Annotated in this window: 19 protein-coding genes; 6 read left to right on the top strand and 13 right to left on the bottom strand. The window is 63.4% G+C overall.

The genetic code is table 11. The features are described from left to right. The first annotated feature begins 44 nt into the window (after window positions 1-44). Complete coding sequence (locus ACUYM2_RS04445; protein ID WP_481598977.1) at window positions 45-323, top strand: hypothetical protein; 279 nt, start codon at window positions 45-47, stop codon at window positions 321-323. Window positions 324-389: 66 nt separating this feature from the next. Then, window positions 390-1,283, top strand: coding sequence for a potassium channel family protein (locus tag ACUYM2_RS04440; protein WP_481598976.1), 894 nt, complete (start codon window positions 390-392; stop codon window positions 1,281-1,283). A 174-nt stretch (window positions 1,284-1,457) separates the two neighbouring features. On the opposite strand, the gene ACUYM2_RS04435 is transcribed toward ACUYM2_RS04440, so the two are convergent. After that, entirely contained in the window at window positions 1,458-1,838 is a 381-nt protein-coding gene (locus ACUYM2_RS04435) for a VOC family protein (RefSeq protein WP_481601399.1), read from the bottom strand. 310 nt (window positions 1,839-2,148) lie between these two features. Between ACUYM2_RS04435 and ACUYM2_RS04430 the strand changes: the two genes are divergently transcribed. After that, window positions 2,149-2,907 (top strand): DinB family protein, encoded by a 759-nt coding sequence (locus tag ACUYM2_RS04430; RefSeq protein ID WP_481598975.1) that lies wholly within the window; start codon window positions 2,149-2,151, stop codon window positions 2,905-2,907. A 111-nt stretch (window positions 2,908-3,018) separates the two neighbouring features. Here the strand turns inward: ACUYM2_RS04430 and ACUYM2_RS04425 are convergent, their stop codons facing one another. Further along, complete coding sequence (locus ACUYM2_RS04425) at window positions 3,019-3,438, bottom strand: ester cyclase (RefSeq protein ID WP_476893073.1); 420 nt, start codon at window positions 3,436-3,438, stop codon at window positions 3,019-3,021. 296 nt (window positions 3,439-3,734) lie between these two features. On the opposite strand from ACUYM2_RS04425, the gene ACUYM2_RS04420 reads away from it, so the two are divergent. Then, window positions 3,735-4,985: a DDE-type integrase/transposase/recombinase gene (locus ACUYM2_RS04420; RefSeq protein WP_481598974.1), complete on the top strand. Its 1,251-nt coding sequence runs from the start codon at window positions 3,735-3,737 to the stop codon at window positions 4,983-4,985. On the opposite strand, the gene ACUYM2_RS04415 is transcribed toward ACUYM2_RS04420, so the two are convergent. Continuing rightward, a complete protein-coding gene (locus tag ACUYM2_RS04415) occupies window positions 4,979-5,830 on the bottom strand; it encodes an SNF2-related protein (protein WP_481598973.1) in 852 nt (283 codons plus the stop codon). The genes ACUYM2_RS04420 and ACUYM2_RS04415 overlap by 7 nt on opposite strands. Window positions 5,831-5,878: 48 nt before the next feature. Between ACUYM2_RS04415 and ACUYM2_RS04410 the strand changes: the two genes are divergently transcribed. Together ACUYM2_RS04410 and ACUYM2_RS04405 are read left to right on the top strand one after the other, a co-directional pair. Then, window positions 5,879-6,967 (top strand): ADP-ribosylglycohydrolase family protein, encoded by a 1,089-nt coding sequence (locus ACUYM2_RS04410; RefSeq protein ID WP_481598972.1) that lies wholly within the window; start codon window positions 5,879-5,881, stop codon window positions 6,965-6,967. A gap of 278 nt (window positions 6,968-7,245) precedes the next feature. Further along, window positions 7,246-7,920, top strand: coding sequence for an SDR family NAD(P)-dependent oxidoreductase (locus ACUYM2_RS04405; protein ID WP_481598971.1), 675 nt, complete (start codon window positions 7,246-7,248; stop codon window positions 7,918-7,920). Between the two features lie 123 nt (window positions 7,921-8,043). Here ACUYM2_RS04405 and ACUYM2_RS04400 read toward each other — a convergent pair whose 3' ends face one another. The 10 genes from ACUYM2_RS04400 to ACUYM2_RS04355 all read right to left on the bottom strand — a co-directional run bounded on the left by ACUYM2_RS04400 (window position 8,044) and on the right by ACUYM2_RS04355 (window position 18,617). Then, window positions 8,044-8,256, bottom strand: a complete 213-nt coding sequence (locus ACUYM2_RS04400; protein WP_481598970.1) for a hypothetical protein — start codon at window positions 8,254-8,256, stop codon at window positions 8,044-8,046. A gap of 186 nt (window positions 8,257-8,442) precedes the next feature. Then, complete coding sequence (locus ACUYM2_RS04395; RefSeq protein WP_481598969.1) at window positions 8,443-9,330, bottom strand: NAD-dependent epimerase/dehydratase family protein; 888 nt, start codon at window positions 9,328-9,330, stop codon at window positions 8,443-8,445. Window positions 9,331-9,381: 51 nt separating this feature from the next. Beyond that, entirely contained in the window at window positions 9,382-10,428 is a 1,047-nt protein-coding gene (locus ACUYM2_RS04390; RefSeq protein WP_481598968.1) for an ABC transporter permease, read from the bottom strand. After that, window positions 10,425-11,939 (bottom strand): sugar ABC transporter ATP-binding protein, encoded by a 1,515-nt coding sequence (locus ACUYM2_RS04385; RefSeq protein WP_481598967.1) that lies wholly within the window; start codon window positions 11,937-11,939, stop codon window positions 10,425-10,427. Before ACUYM2_RS04385 ends, ACUYM2_RS04390 begins: the two co-directional genes overlap by 4 nt. Window positions 11,940-12,015: 76 nt before the next feature. After that, window positions 12,016-12,996, bottom strand: coding sequence for a sugar-binding protein (locus ACUYM2_RS04380; RefSeq protein ID WP_481598966.1), 981 nt, complete (start codon window positions 12,994-12,996; stop codon window positions 12,016-12,018). A 134-nt stretch (window positions 12,997-13,130) separates the two neighbouring features. Further along, entirely contained in the window at window positions 13,131-14,651 is a 1,521-nt protein-coding gene (locus ACUYM2_RS04375; protein ID WP_481598965.1) for a four-carbon acid sugar kinase family protein, read from the bottom strand. Beyond that, the gene (locus ACUYM2_RS04370; RefSeq protein ID WP_481598964.1) at window positions 14,648-15,325 is read right to left on the bottom strand and encodes an aspartate/glutamate racemase family protein; all 678 of its coding nucleotides are present in this window, start codon (window positions 15,323-15,325) and stop codon (window positions 14,648-14,650) included. Before ACUYM2_RS04370 ends, ACUYM2_RS04375 begins: the two co-directional genes overlap by 4 nt. A 122-nt stretch (window positions 15,326-15,447) precedes the next feature. Next, entirely contained in the window at window positions 15,448-16,224 is a 777-nt protein-coding gene (locus ACUYM2_RS04365; RefSeq protein WP_481598963.1) for a DeoR/GlpR family DNA-binding transcription regulator, read from the bottom strand. A gap of 36 nt (window positions 16,225-16,260) precedes the next feature. Further along, window positions 16,261-17,283 (bottom strand): 4-hydroxythreonine-4-phosphate dehydrogenase PdxA, encoded by a 1,023-nt coding sequence (gene pdxA, locus ACUYM2_RS04360; protein ID WP_481598962.1) that lies wholly within the window; start codon window positions 17,281-17,283, stop codon window positions 16,261-16,263. Continuing rightward, window positions 17,280-18,617: a four-carbon acid sugar kinase family protein gene (locus ACUYM2_RS04355; RefSeq protein WP_481598961.1), complete on the bottom strand. Its 1,338-nt coding sequence runs from the start codon at window positions 18,615-18,617 to the stop codon at window positions 17,280-17,282. The genes pdxA and ACUYM2_RS04355 overlap by 4 nt, the downstream gene beginning before the upstream one ends. Window positions 18,618-18,623 lie beyond the last annotated feature (6 nt).

The raw sequence follows: 18,623 nt of genomic DNA, 5'->3' as shown, positions 1-18,623 counted from the left end.
CGGTCGCAGCCAGCGACCTGGACCGCAGCCATATCGGTCAGACTGTGAGCTTTGAACCCAACGACTTCACAGTTGTCTTCGGAACACTCTCCGGCGTCGCCCGGACCGACGCCATGGTCTACCTGTCTCTTCAGGGTGTGGGCGGCAGCACCCACCTGAAGGACGAGTACGACTTGCCTGTCGGCCACAACGTCTACGTTCAGATGGATCCCCTGAGCAGTGCCAGCAAAACCCTCTCGGAGGCCGAACGGGTCATCAAGGAGAAGTTCGACGAGATCAAGAAGAACCTCCGGGACCGGGAACAGAAACCCGGCTCCGAGTAACCTGCATCCAGACCCGGGGTTCCCCTGTCTGTCACTGTGCCCGGGGCGCCGCCCATAAGATGAGGCATGGACTTTGAGGACACGCTCTGGACAGTCTTAGGGGCCGGGCTGGTTCTGCTGATGCTCGTCGACGTCTTTCGGGCGCTGCTTTATCCCCACGGTTCCGGTCCCGTGGGCCGGGCGATCATGCGGGGGTTCTGGCTGGCGTCAAGAAAACTGCGCGGCCGGGGCTCCTTCATCGCAGCGCCGTTGGCCATGGCGGCTGTCATCGGCGCCTGGGCGGGCCTCGCGGCCATCGGCTGGGCCCTGCTCTACTTGCCGCACCTGACGGACGGTTTTGTATACGGAGCCGGGGTTCCCCTGCGGGCCGACTTCGCCGAAGCCCTCTACATCTCCCTGGTCACTCTTTCCACCGTGGGGTTTGGCGATATCGTGGCAACGCATCCGCTGCTCAGGCTGGTTGTGGCCCTCCAGGCCGTCACCGGTTTCGGTTTGCTGACAGCAACGGTCACCTGGATCCTGCAGATGTACCCGGCCCTTAACCGCCGCCGGGCCCTTGCCCACGAGCTGAACTTGTTCAGGGAGGCTGCAGGTCCTGCGGGTGTAATGTCCGTGGAACCCACGCATGCCGCCGCGTTGTTGGAGTCAATGGCCGGAAACGTAGCTCTCGTGAGCATCGATCTCCTTGCCTTCCATGAAACCTACTATTTCCGTGAAGTCGAGCAACGCGGCTCCTTGCCGGCCACAGTCGCCTACGCCCAGGAACTGGCATCCCAGGCCCAACGCAGCGACAACCCTGAACTCCAGTTCGCCGGACGGATGCTCCACGCCGCGCTGGATGGACTCGCCGACGTTCTTCGCGGCAAGTTCGGCCACTCAGGAACCACCTCTTCTGACGTGTTCGACAGCTACGAGCTACACCACCGACACCTGCGGGGCAGGAAACCCGACGCTAACTAGCGTGCGGGTAGTCGCTGCTGCGAACGCTGCTCTTCTGGACGCGCTCGTTGCCCTGTCCAGGGGCGACGTCAGGCTCGAAACCGGCTCCCGCCTTGAAGGCGGGCTCCGGTTCCCTCCGGCTCCGTTGCCGGGGGTAGCGATGTTGTGAGTCGTTGATCGGTGTCAGCCTCCGGCCTACGAGCGCTGGGCGATGTTGAGGATGTTGCCCTCGCTGTCCAGGAACCAGGCAGCCTTCCCCCAGGACGCCGTGGCCACGCCGTTCTCCGTCTTCAGGCCGGGAAAGTCGTACTCCTCAAAGACGACGCCGCGGCCCCGCAGCTCCTCCATCTCGCGTTCCAGGTTGTCCGTTTCCCAGCCCATCTGGGTGTTCTTGGCCGTCCCCGCATTGTCCGTCTGGTACACGAGGAAGCGGGTTCCCTGGCCGCAGCTGTACATCACGCTGCCCTCCTCCATGGACTCTGAGGGTTCGATGCCCAGCTTGTCCCGGTAGAACTCCTTCGCCCTGTTGATGTCCTTCGCGGGGAGGACAGCCATGATGTTTGAATCCTTGAACATGATGAATCCCTTCAGTGCGTCGATGACCGCAGTGATGGCGTCGCTCCCCCCGGTTTCGGTCCCCGGAATCATGGTCCGGAGCCCGTGACCGCCCCTCGCGCCTAGCCGGGACAGCCACCTGGGACTCGTCCACGCCGCGCCACCCATCACCGGCGCAAGGGGTCCCCGAAGCTTATGTGGCCATTATGGACCGATCCTGCCCTGCGGAAAATGGGGTACCGGCATCCCCAATGGGTCCGCGGACCGCCGGCTGCAGCCTCTAACCCGCCCGGGTGCTGCGCGCCCGACGCAGCCGTGGCAGAGTGCTCGCATGGCAGCTTTCACCCAGTCCGATGACCTCCAAGGCGCACACTTCACCGACGTGAACCTGCGCGGCGCCCGGTTCCTCCGGTCCGACCTCTCCGGCGCGGTGATGCGCGCGGTCGACGCGGCCGGGGCGGACATCGACGCCCCGTGGCTGCTCGAGGCCGAGAACACCCTGTACGTCAACGGCGTCGACGTCGTCCCCTTCGTCGAGGCCGAACTCAACCGCCGCTTCCCCGGCCGGGAGCAGAGGCGCGCCCAGGACCCGGACGGGCTACGTGCCGCGTGGGCCGTGCTGGAGCGGACCTGGCAGGCGACGCTGGACCGGGTTGCAGCGATGCCGCCCGGCACGGTCGATATCTCGGCGGACGGCGAGTGGTCCTTCGCGCAGACACTGCGCCACCTGGTCATGGCCACGGACACCTGGCTCGGCCGGGGAATCCTCGAACTGGAACAGCCGTACCATCCCATCGGCCAACCCAACGCCGAGTACGAGACCGACGGATACGATCTGGCCGTCTTCTCGAACCTCACACCGTCCTATGCTCAGGTGCTTGAGGTCCGGGCAGCGAAGGCCGCCATGGTGCGGGACTACCTCGCCACCCTCACCGCGGCGGACCTGTCCGCGGCCCGCCGAAATCCGTGGGCCCCCGAACAACCGGTGACCGTCCGCTCCTGCCTGCACACCATCCTCAACGAGGAATGGGAGCACCACCGCTACGCCGTCCGCGACCTGGACGCGATCGAGGCCGGGCTCGGCAGGTAGACCTGGACCAACACGCAAAAGGGGCTGTCCGCGTCTCGATGGAAACGTGGGCAGCCCTGCTGTCTGATCCCGACGGCGGCCGGTCCGCCCGCCGTCGTGGGTGGGTGCCGCTCAGCCAACGGCCACCGCGCCGATCTGCTGCATGAGGGCCAGGTTGTCGGTGGTGCCCCAGTGCTCGGCCACCTTGCCGTCCTCCACCCGGATGATGTCCGTGCAGTCGAACTCGACGCTCTTGCCCGTGGCCGGGATGCCGGCCATCTCGCCACGGTGGGTCCCGGTCAGGATCACGTGGCATGCTTCCATGTTGCCGGCGGTCATCGAGGGCTCAATCGCCTTGACCTTGATGTCCGGGAAAGCGGACCGCATGGTGTTCACGAAGAATTTCACGCCGTCCTTGCCGGACGGCTGCCCGGGAAGGCCTTCCTCGTGATCGACATAACTGTCCGTCGCCAGCTCATCGATGAGGGCAAGATTTCCGCTCTCCACGACGTCCTTGTAAAACCGCTCTATCAGTCCAATACCCTCCGACATTTCCTGCTCCTTGTAGGCGAGAGACCGAATTGGATCCCCCAGGCATGTGGCCCGGCGCGGCCCGCTCAGCCGACGCAGCCGGGGTTCCGTGCCGGGAGCGCCCGGGCACGCGGCACCGGGAAAACCTGTGCCTCAGTAGTGGAGAAGGGGCGAATCGCCTCGTTAAGGCTGAAGTTAATCCGGGGCCTCGAAGGTGTCAAGATGCCGCGTTGACTCATGGGAAAGGTCCGCGGAGGCCGATACGTTGCCTCATCTGAAAAGGTCCGGGAAGTTCCTGGCGCGGACATCCTTGAGGGATGGGACTGACGATGGGCCAGCGGAAGGCTGTCACGCTGATCAAGGCCCGGGCGTATGCCCGGGAGGGGCGTGCCGGGAAGGCTCGGATCCTGGATGAGCTGGTGGAGCTCACGGGCTGGAACCGGGATTATGCGCGGCGGGCGCTGCGGCAGGCGCTGGAGCTGCGGCCGGTGCGTCCGCGTCCGGCGCGGGACCCGGTATACGGGCCGGCGGTCATCGACGCGCTCGTCGTGTGCTGGGCCGTTCTCAGGGCGCCGGCGGGCAAGCGTCTGGCGCCGATGTTGCCGGTGCTGGTGCCGTTGCTGCGGCGCGACGGCGAACTGGTCCTCACTGACGGGGACGCCGCGTTGCTGATGCGGATGAGCGTGGCCACGATTGACCGGCGGCTCGCCCCGGAGCGGGCGAAGCTGGTGTTGCGGGGCCGGTCCCATACCAAGCCGGGGTCCTTGCTGAAGTCCCAGATCCCGGTCCGGACCTGGGCGGACTGGGATGACGCGGTGCCCGGGTTTGTGGAAATCGATCTCGTCGGCCATGAAGGCGGCACCGCGTCCGGGGAGTACTGCTTCACGCTGACCGTCACAGATATCGCCACCGGCTGGACGGTGAACCGCCCCGTGCCGAACAAGGCCCAGAAGTGGGTGCTCGCGGCGCTGCAGCACGCGCTGGGCCGGTTCCCGTTCCCGATTCTCGGGATCGACTCGGACAATGGAACCGAGTTCATTAACGCGGACCTGCTCGCCTACTGCCACGCCCGGCAGATCACGTTTACCCGGTCCCGGCCCGGGAACAAGAACGACGGGGCCCATGTGGAGCAGAAGAACTGGTCCCGGGTCCGCGAGCTCGTGGGTTACTACCGTTACGACACGGCCGCAGAGCTCGAGAAACTCAATGCGATCTGGGACCTCGACGCGGTCTTCACGAACTACCTGCTGCCCCAGCAGAAGCTAATCTCGAAGGAACGCCGCGGAGCGAAAGTGATCAAGAAGCACGACGTGGCGCTGACGCCCCACCAGCGCGCCGCGATCCACCCCGGGACCCGCAAACGCCCCGTGATCGCGATGAACGCCCAGTTCAAACGCCTCCAGCCCGCGGCCCTGTCCCGGCACATCCTGGCCCTGACCGGGGAACTGGAAGTCCTCGCCCAGGCCAAAGCCGCACCCCGGATCCGCCGGATCAACACCTCGTTCAACCCCGTCCCAAAACGGACCTTTTCAACTGAGGCAACGACTCAACACTCCCGGACCTATTGACATGAGGCAACAGGCAAGTGATCGGCCCAATCGGACAGCAACCCGCCTAGCAGGTTCGACCTCGTTCCGGCATTGCGCAACACATGGGCCTCGTCGACGATGACCAGATCAAATCTCGGTCGGATCCGGGTCAGCTGCTCGAGCACGTCGCTGGCACTGCGGAGGGACTCCACCGAGATGATCGCGTGGATTTCAGGGTCCATACCGGCCAGGAGATCTTCGGCGAGGTCAGCCAGCTTGCGAGGCTTAATAGCCTCGAGGTCACGATCGAAACGCCGCCTCATCTCCAGGCGCCATTTGTGAGTCAAGGACGAAGGCGTGACCACAAGCGTGCGACGAAGCGGTGACCTTTGCTCCAGCTCGCTCCACACCAGTCCCGCCTCGATCGTCTTTCCGAGGCCCACCTCGTCCGCCAGAAGTAGCCGCCCGGTCGGAGAGTTGAGGATCTTGAGCGCAGGGATGAACTGGTAGGCACGAAAGACCGTTTTTGTCGCTCGGTAGGAGTACAGGGTGTTCGAGAGCGGCTCGCGCAACTTCGTCCACGTCAGTGTCATTGCGATCTCCCGTGCCGTAGCGGGTGCCGAGGATACCCAGAACGCTGGGTCGCGTGGGTCTCCATCCACCTTCTGGAGGGACTCGGGCGCGACGTGGTGAAGCTCCCCGTCGATGCTCACTTCAATCACGTAGCCCGCGCCCGTGCGAGTTATCCGCCGCACCCGACCAATGCGATCGCGCCCAAGCACTTTTACGACGTCCTCGGGCGCGAATGAACTTGTGCCGATGAAGGGCAGACCGTCCTCCCACTGCTCAACCAGGTCTTCTCGAGCCTCTGCGAGGTGACGCATCCCTCCGTCCGCAGTGAATCGATGGCGGGCGGTCGCGTTTGGCCTTTCTTGGCCCTCTCCACGGATGACGAGGGCCTCCCATCGACCCTTGCGGTAGACCCCGTACACACCGTTGAAGAGATTGCCGAGATTGCCGCCGGAATATCCGGGCGGGAGCTGACGGACGAGGCCTTCCAGGGCGCCTGGAGCGCCATCCACTGCGCCGGCCTGACCTCGTCCGGTCCGGCGCACCTGCGGGCTGCACTGGAGGAAGCGGTGCGCGGAGGCCGCGACACTGACACCGTCGCGGCCATCGCCGGCGGCCTGCTCGGCGCGGCCTACGGCTACACGGCGGTGCCGTTCGAATGGCGGCGGCGCCTGCATGGCTGGCCCGGTCTCCGGGCCCGCGACCTCATGATGCTCGGCATGGAGCTAGGACGGGGCGAGGGGCACCGGCCCGATGCTTGGCCGCGGGCCGAGCGCCAGGACTACAGCATGTGGGGCCGCACCGACGCGCTGGTCCGGCACCCGCACGACGACGGCGTCTGGTTGGGCGGCGTCGGTTCGCTTGGCCGGATGGCCGAGCTGGGGATCGCCGCCGTAGTGTCTCAGGGACACCACAGGGCCCTGTGGGTGCCCTTTCCGACGCCGGCCTGTTGGACGACCTCAAGAAGGCCAGGGAAGCGATCGTCTGCTCATGATTTTCATTGCCGGGCTCAGGGACCCGGAGTCGCGACACTTTTTAACGTCGTTTTCGCCGTGGCGTTGACAGCGTTCTTGGTCCGGGCAAAAGCGTCCAGCGAGAAGAAGTTTCTTACCGGGATCAGTCAGCGGGTCAACGACACCGTCGTCGAACTGACCGGCAACCCGAACGACCAACTGTCGATCCGTGACTTCAGGGAGTTCATCGAGAACGAGCGCCGCATTCCCCGGCTCGTCCACGGCGTGCCGGGCCTGGAGCTTCGGGCGGTCCGGCATGGCGGATCTCCAGCGGTCCGACCGAAGCAGCCGGCACCGGCCCGCATGGCACCGAAGAGCAGTCCGCCCACCGGCGCGCCCGTGGTGACTACCACCCAGGTCTTCATCTCGATCACGCCACCCGAGTACGGAACCGCCAGTTTTGACCGGCTGCTTCAGGCCGCACTCGACGCCGACTGACAAGGCGGATGCCGCCTGGGGCATGTTCTGCGATGACGGCCCCGCTGTCTGGCTCGACTAATCCGCATTCGAAGCACCTTGACGACCGCGGGTGAGTCGGTTCACCTGGGCTCGGCACCGATCGGCCAAACTCTCCAGCTATGGCGCGCGCTCGCGGGGACTGATGGCGTGAACTAGACTCACAGGGGTCCGGGTGTGTCGAGGGTGATGCCGACAAACTGTCGCCCGAACCGGACGGCGCTTTTGTCAAGACAATTAATCAATCGAAGGAACCCACCGTGCCTGTCATCGCTATCATCGGAGCTGGACCGGGACTCGGAGCGGCAGTTGCGCGAAGGTTTGGGCGCGAAGGCTTCTCCATAGCCCTGATCTCGAGGAACCAGTCGAAGCTTGACGTCCTGGCCGCGGAGCTCGAGGCCGGCGGCTTGACCGCTCGTGGTTACGCCGCGGACGTGCTGGTACCTGCAGCGCTTGAGGACGCCCTTGCCCGTGCCGCAGCAGAGCTGGGACCCATCACCACGTTGCAGTACAGCCCGCTCCCGTCGCGTGAATACCTGAAACCGGTGCTCGACATGACTCCCGAGCTGGCGCTGGAAGCATTGCGGTTCTCGGCTCTCGGGCTCATTCACGCGGTGCGGACGGTGCTCCCGGCGATGCGTCAGGCAGGAGGCGGCAGCGTGCTCCTGGTCAACGGCGGAACCTCGGTGAAGGCGCGCGCCGACTTCGCAGGCACCTCGGTCGCGTTCCCGGCCGAGAGCGCCTACGGTGAGATGCTCCACGACGCACTCGAGGTTGAGGGCATCCGTGTCGCGCAACTCGTGATCCCCGGCGGCATTCCCAAGCTTCAGCTTGCCAATGGCATCGACGACGTCGCCGATCGTATTTGGGGCCTCCATGCCGTTGCGGGTCCGTTCCGCACTATGCTCATCCCGCTCGGGGAGGGCAGGGAGTAGTGGTGCTAGCGGCGTCGGCCATGTTCCTTGTTGGCTTCGAGGCCAGGACGTAGAACCGGACGTCGCGACGCCGGCACAGCCTGCCACACAAACCCCCGAGATCCACGCGGGGCCCAACCAGCCTCACATGCTGATTTCGCGCGTCAGGCCAAAAGGAACGCTCGGATGGACATCCGCGGTATATAGCTCGTGGCTGTGGCGTGTTACGAGAATGCCGCATTTGTTGGCCACTGCTGCGCGGAAGAGGATGTCAACGGCCTTGTTAAGGGTCTCTTCCAGGTTGGCTGCCGAGGAGACACTGACATTGACAGAGTGGGGGCTGGTCTTTACGAGCATTGGTTCCTTCCTGAAGGGTCCTGGATTGCGGCTCCTGGACGGAGCGAGGGAGACGCATCGATCAGCAGCAGCGCGACGCCTTCGGTAGTTCCGAGGACGCGCCGGCTGACGAGGTCGTCATCCGTTGCCGGGAAGCGCGGGCCGTCTAGCTCGGCCCGCGCTTCCCAGGTAACGGGGCGGACTGTCTCAGCCTCGCGGAAGGGCCTTGCCGTCGGAATCCAGGTAGTCGCGCCAGGACCGCTTCGGGCTCCACCCGAGCATGCGCTGGGCCTTGGCGCTGGAAATTCCTGAGGCGTCCGGGCGTGCGGTGGGGCGGAGCTCGATCTTGTCCCCGTAGTAGGTGTGCAGGATCTCACCGAAGTTTCGCCCACCGACGTTGTCGGGTGATGCGATGTAGAAGACCTCATGACCGGGCAGGTCGGACTCCGTTGCAAGCACAATTGCGTCCGCAAGGTCGTAGGCGTCGATGTAGCTCCACAGATTGGGGCTGAGGACCGAGGCGTCGCGAACCTGGGGGCCGAGGTTCTGCTCATAATTGCCCTCGTACTGTACCCAGCTTGGCCGCAGCGAGATGCAGCTGATGTCGGAGCGTCGGACTGCAGCGTCCATCAACTGCTCGCCGAAGTGCTTCGAGATCGCGTACGGATCCTGCGGGTGGATGGGGTGCTCCTCGTCAACGGGAGCGTAGTCCGGCAGGAAGTCGCGCTCCGGGAAGAAGAAGCCGGGGACGGTCTCGCTCGAGATGTTTACGAAGCGCTTCACGCCGAACCTGACTGCGGCCTCAAGTACGTTGAAAGTTGCCATCAGGTTCGTGTGGAACACGACTTGGGCCGGGTTTCCGGTGGGCTCGGGAATCGCGGCGGTGTGCACGACGGCGTCTGCGCCTCGCACAACGGCGTACGCCTCGCCGGCGTCAGTGAGGTCCGCCATCTGGTACGTCGCGGTTCCCTCTGCCCGGCGTTCAAATCCCGGTCGGGTCAAGTCCACTGCGAGGACATCGTGGCCGGCATCCAACAGCGCCTGGGTCGCTGCGCGACCGACTTTTCCGTGGGCTCCAGTGATTACTACCTTCATGATTGCTCCTTGTTTGATGTGCGCCCCTAGCGAGGCGCTGGTCTTCGCGTTCTAGTTTTGTTTTCTACGCCACATGTTCAGTGCAACGGCTCCGACGATGATGACGCCGCTGAATGCTTGCTGCCAGTAGGCGGAGATGCCCAAGAGGATCAGAGCGTTCTGGATAAGCAGGAGCAGGGAAGTTCCCAGTGCGGTTCCCAGGATCCCGCCCACACCGCCGAACAGGCTCGTTCCACCAATGACGGCTGCCCCGATGGCCAAGAGTTCGTAGCCGTTTCCTGCAGCCGGTTGGCCGACGCTCAGCCGCGCGGTCTCCAGGATGCCTGCTACCGCGGCGAGGGTGGAGGAAATAACGAATACGGATATTTTCACCCGGCGCACTCGGATGCCCGATAGTTTGGCCGCTTCTTCATTTGAGCCTACGAAATAGACGTGGCGGCCGAATGTAGTGCGTGTCAGCACCAAGTGGCTCACAACCGCAACGACCGCTGCGATCCAGATGGGGACGGGGATACCGAGGAATGCTCCCTGCCCGATGTAGAGGAAGCCTGGCGGGAAGCCGCTGATCGTCGAACCGCCGGTAATACCGAGCGACAATCCGCGCGCCACGGCAAGCATGCCCAGGGTCACGACAAACGACGGTATCCCCGCAAAGGCATTGATCGAGCCGTTCACCAGACCCACAAGCGCACCAGCGGCCAGCGCCAGAATCACAGACACGACCGGCGGCAGCCCGGCGTTGACCATGGCCTCACCTGACAGGACACTCACCAACGCGACTACGGAGCCGACAGAAAGGTCAATCCCGCCGATCAGGATGACGAACGTCATGCCCACGCTGATCAGCAGTGCCAGAGCAATCTGCCGTCCCACGACCGTAAGGTTCCCGGCAGTAAAGAAGTACGGCGATGCCCACGACAGGTAGATAACCAGGAGAATCACAACGCCACCGAGGGTGGACTCTCGTGCAGTGATGATCTTCAACAACCTGTGGCGGATCTTCTCGCCCAACGATGTTTGAGCGGCCGCCGGCAGGGCGGGAACACCGTCTGGCGTCGTTTGCTTTTCTCGTTTCACGGTCTCTCCATTGATTGTCATGAGACGTCTTCCTGTACTCCCGTTGCCATAGCCATAACGCGCTTTTCACTTGCTTCCGCGGCGGCCAGTTCGCCTACGCCGTGGCCCTCTCGCATGACGAGGATGCGATCGGCGATACCCAGAACTTCCGTTAGCTCCGATGAGATGACCAAAATGGCGACACCTTCGCTGGCGATCTTGCGGATCAGTTGGTAGATCTCAGCCTTTGCACCAACATCAACGCCCCGAGTCGGCTCATCGAGAATGAGGAGCTTGGGGGCCCGCGCCAGCCATCGGGCGAGCACCACCTTTTGCTGGTTTCCACCGCTTAGGGTGCCTGCGGCGACTTCGATCGCGGACTCCCGAAGTCCCAGCTGCTTCGCATACTGGCGTGCAAGGTCCCGATCGCGGCGTCGCGACACGAAGGACAGGCGACTGATCTTGGACAAAGATGCCGAAGACATGTTTTCCCGGACCGGCAGTCCGAGAAATAAGCCCTGGTGTTTACGGTCCTCGGGCACAAGACCGATTCCCGCGTCCATCGCTTCACGCGGCGTGCGCAACGCCATCGGCTGTCCGTCTATGAGGATTTCGCCACCACGGCGTTTCGCCGCGCCGAATATGGTCATTGCCGCGTCGCTACGACCGGCACCGATTAGCCCTGCCAGGGCAAGGATTTCTCCGGGGCGTACCGAGAAGCTCACGTCGTGCAGGAGCTTTCCGGAGCTGAGCCCGCGGACTTCCAGGGTCGGGGTCGCGGCGGTATCCACGGGCGATGTCCGCGCTCCGTAGAGATCCTCGAGCTCGCGTCCGACCATCATATGAACGAGATCATTCGGGGTGGTGGTCTTGGCGTCACGCACGCCCACTACCGCCCCGTCCCGCATGACGGTAATGCGGTCTGCGATCTCGAAAATCTCACGCATACGGTGTGAAACGTAGATAACGCTCACGCCATTGGACCGGAGCTGACGGACGAGCTTGAGAAGGGTTTCGACCTCCTCCTCGGTCAACGACGATGTTGGCTCATCCATCACGACGACGCGCGCGTCGATCAGCAATGCCTTGGCGATCTCGACCATCTGACGCAGTGCGATGTTCAGGTTTCCCACGATTTCGGTCGGCGCGATGTCGATGCCCAGGCTGGACAGCAGCTCACCTGCGCCTCGCTCCATCGCACGGAAATCGACGCTTCCCAGCCGGGTTTTCGGCTCGCGGCCGACGTAGATGTTCTCGGCTACGCTCAGATCGTTTGCGAGATTCAGCTCCTGATAGATGACCGCAATTCCGCGTGCCTGGGACTCCCGGGGCGAATGTGCCTGAACGGTTTCTCCGGAAACCTCAATGACGCCTTCGTCGGCACGTGCAGCGCCGGCGAGGATCTTCAACAAAGTGCTCTTGCCCGCGCCGTTCTCACCGACGAGAGCCATAACTTCGCCGGACTCGACCGACAAGCTAACGTCGCGGAGTGCGGTGACCCCGGGGTACCTTTTGACGATACCGCGCATGGCAATGAGCGGATGCGTAACCATTGCTACTCCTTAGGAACGGTTGTGGGGTGGCGGGGCCGGCGTGATTCCATGCCGGCCCCGCACGCGTGCTGGCGGCTTAGTGGGCGGTCTTCTGGAACTCCGCCAACGTGTCCGGAGTGACCGTCACGACGCCGGTGTCGACGACGAAGTTCTGCTCAAGCTTCGATTTGTTGTTGTGGAAGTCCGCCAGAATCTGGAGAGCCTGTGCGGTCATTCCGAACGGCTTCTGTGAGATGAGCGCGTCCACACATCCTCCGTTCATGCCTTCAACGCCCTGCGGGACGACGTCGAAGCCGACCGCCTTGACCTTCCCGCACTTATTGGCCGACTTCAGCGCCCCGGCGATGCCGGGCAAGTCTGAACCGCCGATACCGATGAATCCCGCCAGGTCAGGGTTGGCCTGAAGGATGGTCTCAGAGCTCGTCTGTGCGGTAGCAATGGACTCGCCGGAGACCTCGGTGGCAACAAGCTTGACGTCCGGGTGGCCGGCCAGCGCCTTCTTGACGCCCTCCAGGCGCTGGTTGAGGTTCACCGCGCTCAGGCTGCCGATCACGACGGCGACCTTGCCCTTGTTCCCGATGCTCTTGGCGAGCGCTTCGCCGGCCTGGACGCCGGCTGCGACGTTGTCCGTCCCGATGTAGCCCAGGACTTCGCTGTTCGGAACGGGTCCGTCCCATGCGATAACCGGAATGCCAGCCGCTTTCGCCTTGGCGATGTCGTCGACGACGCTCGCGGGGTCGTTCGGTGAGATGGCGATACCTGCGGGGTGGGTGGCGAGGATGGAATCAAAGATGGCGACCTGCGCAGCCGCGTTATCCGTGTCCGGGCCCAGGAACTTCGCCGTTACGCCCAGCTTCTTGGCCGCGTCTTCCATCCCCTTGCGGGCGTCAACCCAGTAAGGGTTGTTGAGCGACTTCGGCAGGAAGACGTACGCCCCCTGCGCATCAGATGCCCCGGAAGCCCCGGAGGAGCCGCCCGAGGGGGTTCCTCCGCCGCAAGCGGTGAGGGCAAACGCCGCCGTGGCCAACATTGCAGTTACGGCTGTGATCTTACGCATTACTACTCCTTTGTAATTATTGCAAAGCGACTCTGGTGTAAAACTGTGAGATTTTGGCTTGGTTCGATTTCCTAATTGCCGTCAGAAACAGCTGGAAACCTTCATGCCGCTGGCAGGCGTATTCCCGGTTCCCGTCAGAAAGTCCGAGGAGGGCCATGGTCGAGGGCCCCGTTTCTGCTATCGGTCAGTGCGGCGGCCCCGCGCAGAATCCTGACCGCGTCGGCGAGAGTCGATTCATCTCCAACGTTCCCGGCGAAGACGACATAGGGAAGGCCCTTAAGTCCCTGGCTGCCGCCACCTTCGTTGACCCAAACGGAAACGATTCCGGGGAACAGTTGCCCCACCACCGTCGCCCGCCGAATCTCGAGCCCTTCAGTGGCGACATCGCTTGAGGTGATCCCTCCCTTGGCGAGCACCCACTTGGTTGCTACCTCATGGACCGCCCGGGCCGTAAGGGTGACCAGGGCGTGGGAGACCGCCTGGGCGATCAGCAGGCTTGAATGGCCCGTGTCTCCGACGATTTGATCTCTGCTCGAGACAAGCAGCGCGTCCGTTTTCGACAGTGCTGCTACAAGCGCGTCACCGCATCGGGCCATTTCGCCCGCGCGGTGAGCAGGATCGAGCAGTTTCGGGACATCCAGTTCGACGGTCTCCATGTCCGGGAATTCGTTCTGCAACCGCGCTACCTGGCGGGTAGTCAGCTCAACGTGCGAACCCACAACCACCAATCCGTTACCGGCGCGCTCCCCGGAAGCGAAGACTTCGTCATGGGATAGCGGCGCGCGATCCTTGATGCCCAGCCGCGCCGCCACGAAGGAGGGTCCGGTCCGGCTCAGGACCCGGGCGCCAGCCTCTTCCGCCAGGATGAGGCCCAAAACGAGTACGTCAAGGTCGGCCTCATCAACCGCGTTCACCACTACGGGAGTAGCGTTCTTGCAGGAGAGGATGACGTCGCGCACCCGATTGGCGCCACCTATCCTGATCTCTTCGAGGCTGAGGCTCACAACTTCATCGGCGGAGATGGCCCCCTGTGTCTTTTCCTCGACGTAGTGCCGGACGTTTGAGCTGGCGAATCCGAATGTGGCGTCGTTTGCGTAGTTTGTCTGGCCAACCGGAACAAACGAGTCTCCACTGCCGACGTAGTGCACGTCATCTACGGTCACCCTTCCCGCCGCGATGTACGCGGGGGCAAGGAGAAGGGCGTCATAGGGTTCGCCGGAAGAACGGGCCATGTCGCTGAGGACATCGGTTTCGAGAGGGTAATGCCCGCGGAGGGTGGAGTCGCTGCGAGTGATCAGTGTGTAGCGGGCACCCAATTCGGCGCTGGCACGCCTGATGGCCTCTGCGACATCCGTGACCGTGGACCGCGCTTCCTCGTTGTTGAGTCCTCTGGTGTTGGTGAGGATGAAGAAACCGTTGCCAGGCTGTTTGAATGCCCAGTTCAGATCTTCATCATCCCATCTGGTAAGCACCGGGACTCCCTGGACCGACTGGCTTCCGGTGGGGTCGTCGTCGAGCACGATCACCCAGATCTTGTCGGCAGCGTTTGCTTCCCGAATGCGGAGCCGGGAGTCCGGAATGCGCAGGACTGCTGGCCCAGAGGAAAGCAACTCTGCTGCATTTCTGGTTTCCAAGTTCAGATCCGGCTTTTTCACGCAGGGAGTTCCGCGACACGTCGAGCCAGGTACTCGACACCGATGCGGGGGCTCGACAGAACCGGCATGTTGGTCTTCTCCTGGAGAGCGCCGGCGAGACGGGACATGGATGCCTGCGCCAGGACGATCATGTCAACATTCCTGGCGAGGTCGGTGGCCTGTTCAGTGACCATCGTGTCGTGCTTTTCGCGGTCTCCCGACATGAGGACATCGAACGCGCCTTCGCATAGCCTCTTCTCAAGCGTGATGCTGCGCCCGATTTCGTCTGCTTTTTCCTGGATGAGATCCGACGTCGGACCGAGCGTGGTGGGCACGGTGGCCAGGACACCGATGCGCGTTCCTTCGCGGGCGGCCCGCATGGCCATCGCGTCGTCAATCTTCACCACCGGCGTGTGAACGTTGCGGGCCGCGACGTCCAGGGCCGGTCCCAACGATGAGCACGCGGAGAAGATGATGTCGGCTCCGGCCGCTTCCGCTGCCTGCGCAAGATGCGTCATTCGAGCCTCGCTTTTGGTCGATATCCCTTGCTCGCGCACGACCGTGGCCAAAACGTCTGAGTCCACAAAATGGATGACTTCAGCGTCGGGGATGAGCTCGGCAATGAGGTCATTGATCACAGGCTCGACAGAAACAAATACGAAGCTGGTATGCAGAATCGCGATCTTCTTTGACACGATAATCGTCTCCTTCTTGGTAAGACGCCGGATGTCTGATGACTTACAACTTATCTTTCAGCAGCGGTTCGGGCTTGTCAATACCCTGGGGTCCCAATTTGGAATCGACGCTTGGCCGGGCCTCAGGGTTCGGCGCGGGGCGCGACAAAGACTTCGATCCCCTCGGCCGTGAAGGGTTCGATGTCTTCCCCAGTCGCGGAATCGTCCGTGACGAGGCTCCACGGCATTGGGAGGTGAGCCCACGCGTGGAAGGGGCTCTTGCCCAGCTTGCTTGCATGCGCAAGCACATAGACTTTCTCGGCTCTCTGAGCCATGAGTTCTTTCAGCCTGGTTTGTTCTAGGTCTGCTTCGCAGATGCCTCTGCCTGCCATGACGGCGTCGGCGCTTAGAAAGGCGCGATCAAAGGTCATTCGTTCCAGTGCGGCTTCTGTCAGTGGACCGAGGAGGCTCTGGCTCAGCCGGCGAACTCGCCCCCCGAGGCAGTCAAGTTGGATACCTCCGGCGTCGGCGAGTTCCTCGAGCACCGTGAGCCCGACGGATGCCACGCGAAGGTCTTTGGCGGAACGTAGCTCACGCGCGACGGCGGCGACAGTGGAGCCGGCATCCAGCAGCAGACTTTCGCCGAGCCTCACCTGGGCCGCGGCCCAGCGTGCGATGGCTTGCTTTTCCTCGTACGCCACCCCCATGCGCTGGCGTAGTGAGGATTCGGGATGCGGGGTCAGGCCGAGCGCGCCACCGTAGGTTCGAGCCAGCCTGCCCTGTGCGTCCAGCGCGGCTAGATCCCGGCGAATTGTTGAAGGGGTGACGCCGAAATGGCTGGACAGGTCCTCAACGTTGGCCGTGCCAGCCCTGGTGGCCAAGCTAACGATTTCCTCCCGGCGAATGTCCGAGGATCTCATGCCATCTTTCCTTTCCGGTACGGCATTCCGGCGTGTCTAGTCATCGGCCGGCGGCCGGGTGGCCATTTCGGTGGCCTGATGCAACGCTTCGACCATGCTCCGCGGGTCCGCGACGCCCTTGCCGGCGATGTCGAAGGCGGTACCGTGATCGACCGATGTCCGGATGACGGGCATCCCCACGGTAATGTTCACGCCGGCTTCGATACCCAGAACCTTGACAGGGCCATGACCCTGGTCGTGGTACATCGCTACTACAAGGTCATAGTCGCCGCGACCTGCCAAGAAGAAGAGTGTGTCTGCCGGCAGCGGACCGTAGACATCGATACCGGCTTCACGCGCGGCCCGGACACCTGGTTCGATTTTTTCCGCTTCTTCCCCCTGACCGAATAGTCCGCCCTCGCCGGCGTGCGGGTTGATAGCACAGACACCGATTTTCGGGTTGGGGATGCCCGCCCGCACAAGTGCCTCATGCCCCCGCCGAATCGTGCGTTCCACGAGCCCTGGGTTGATCTTCTTTACTGCGTCTACCAAACCGATGTGCGTGGTCACGTGGATGACTCTGATCTTGCTGGTCGATAGCATCATGGAGACCTCGTCTGTGCCGGTGAGGCGGGCCAGGAGCTCTGTGTGGCCAGGGTAGATGTGGCCGGCCGCGTGCAGTGCCTCCTTGTTCAAGGGAGCGGTGCAGATTGCCTGGACGTCGCCGGACATGGCCAACTCTGCAGCGACTCTGATGTATTCGTATGCCGCGTTGCCGGCGAGCGCGGAAAGCTGCCCCCAGGGAAGATCTTCCGGGAGCAATGCAAGGTCAATGACGTTAATGCGGCCCGGCGCGAATGAAGCGTCGCTGACGCTGTCGACCCGCACGATGGTGGACTCGACGCCAAGGAGATCAGCGGCTTGCCGCAGCCGGAGGGCATCGCCGATGACGACGGGCCGGCATTCCGCCATCACCTGCGGGTCCAGGAGAGCAGCGACCACAACTTCAGGTCCTACGCCTGCGCCGTCGCCCATTGTGACAGCGATGAAGGGAACGTCGTGCGGATCACGGGTTTTCATGCGTGTGCCTTTCCTGGCATGTGTGGACTTGCCGTCTCGGACGCCAGATGTGAGTGAATGTAGCCAAGAATGGTGCGCAGGCTGTCAGGGCCGCCGAATGTGCCGGGTCTCGTGACGACAATCGTGTCGTGGTCGGTCCGTGACAGCACCGCACCGTGTTCGATTTCCGCGATTGGTTCGAGCCACCGGATGTACAGGGCGTTCAAGACGGCACGAGCCGTTTCGCCACCGGTGAGCACCAGGGGAAGCCGTTCGGCAATCGGAGCGATGAATCGTGCGAGGGCTGCGGTCAGGAGCGTGGAGCTCTCAATGGCGGTCTCCGTCGCGCTGATACTCACTGCGACCGGACCGGCCAGCAATGCCGTGCGCAGGGCGGTGGAATCGGCGGTGCCGGCGAGAAGCTCAGCCGGGGTCACTGAAAACAGTGAGACTCCAAAGGAGGCCAGGGCCTGCAATTGAATTCGGCTCTGCGCTGACGCTGTCCCGACAACCAGGAGTACCGGCTTCGGTGCCGAGGTCCGGCGCAAACTGGCCTCGCTGGCCGGGGACGAGTTCGGCTGTTGCCTCCGATCCCGACCGGACGTCCGGACTGTAAGGGGCCGCGTTGAGTCCACGACGCGGAAGAGTGCCGCCGCGAGGGCCGAAGCGCCGACTAGCTGGATTCCCTGCCGCCTCAGAGCTGCCGCGGCGATAATGTCGAGATCTTCCGTGGTTTCGGCATCGCAAACTGCGATTGCGTGCCGATCTGCCAGCTCATTGAGAACCCGGTCCAGTTCTCTTGCGTCGCCGCGGACGGTGTTCAACCCGACCAATCCGGAGGCCAGGGGTGCCAATGCGTCCGCAATGGTTGCCGGTGCCGCTTTCCTTTCGGCAGACCAGAGCGAGGACTCGTTTAAGGGAATGCCGGCGCTGTGAACGACTCCGCCAACCGTGCTGCGACCCAGCACCGGGAGTGCAGGAGCGAATATAATCGGGCCTCGCTTGAGCAGCACTCCGATCTCCGCGGACATGTGACCGCGCAGAAGGGAGTCAACCTTGAGGAAGACGAGGGGATCACCTCCGCTGCTTTCATAGATGCCCCGCAAGAGCGTTTCCAGCCGCACGGACGCTTGGTGGGCATCCAACCTGCGGCTGTCCGAATCAAAGACCACGCACGAACGCCCGGGGTGCTCGAACCCGGCGGCCTCGGGATCTTCCGGAACCAGCACGATATGTGCCTTGTAGCAGCGCTCATCGCCCCCGGGTTGCGGCACCCGCGCAGCGAGCCGCGTGAGGGCCGCTGCTGTCTCGGCGGCGCCTGAAAGATCATCCGCGATAGCAATAATGCGCTTCATTCCGAC

The sequence above is a fragment of the Arthrobacter sp. SD1074B genome (assembly GCF_056780195.1).
The sequence above is the reverse complement of the archived record's forward strand: the minus strand, read 5'-3'. Positions and strand labels throughout refer to the sequence as shown.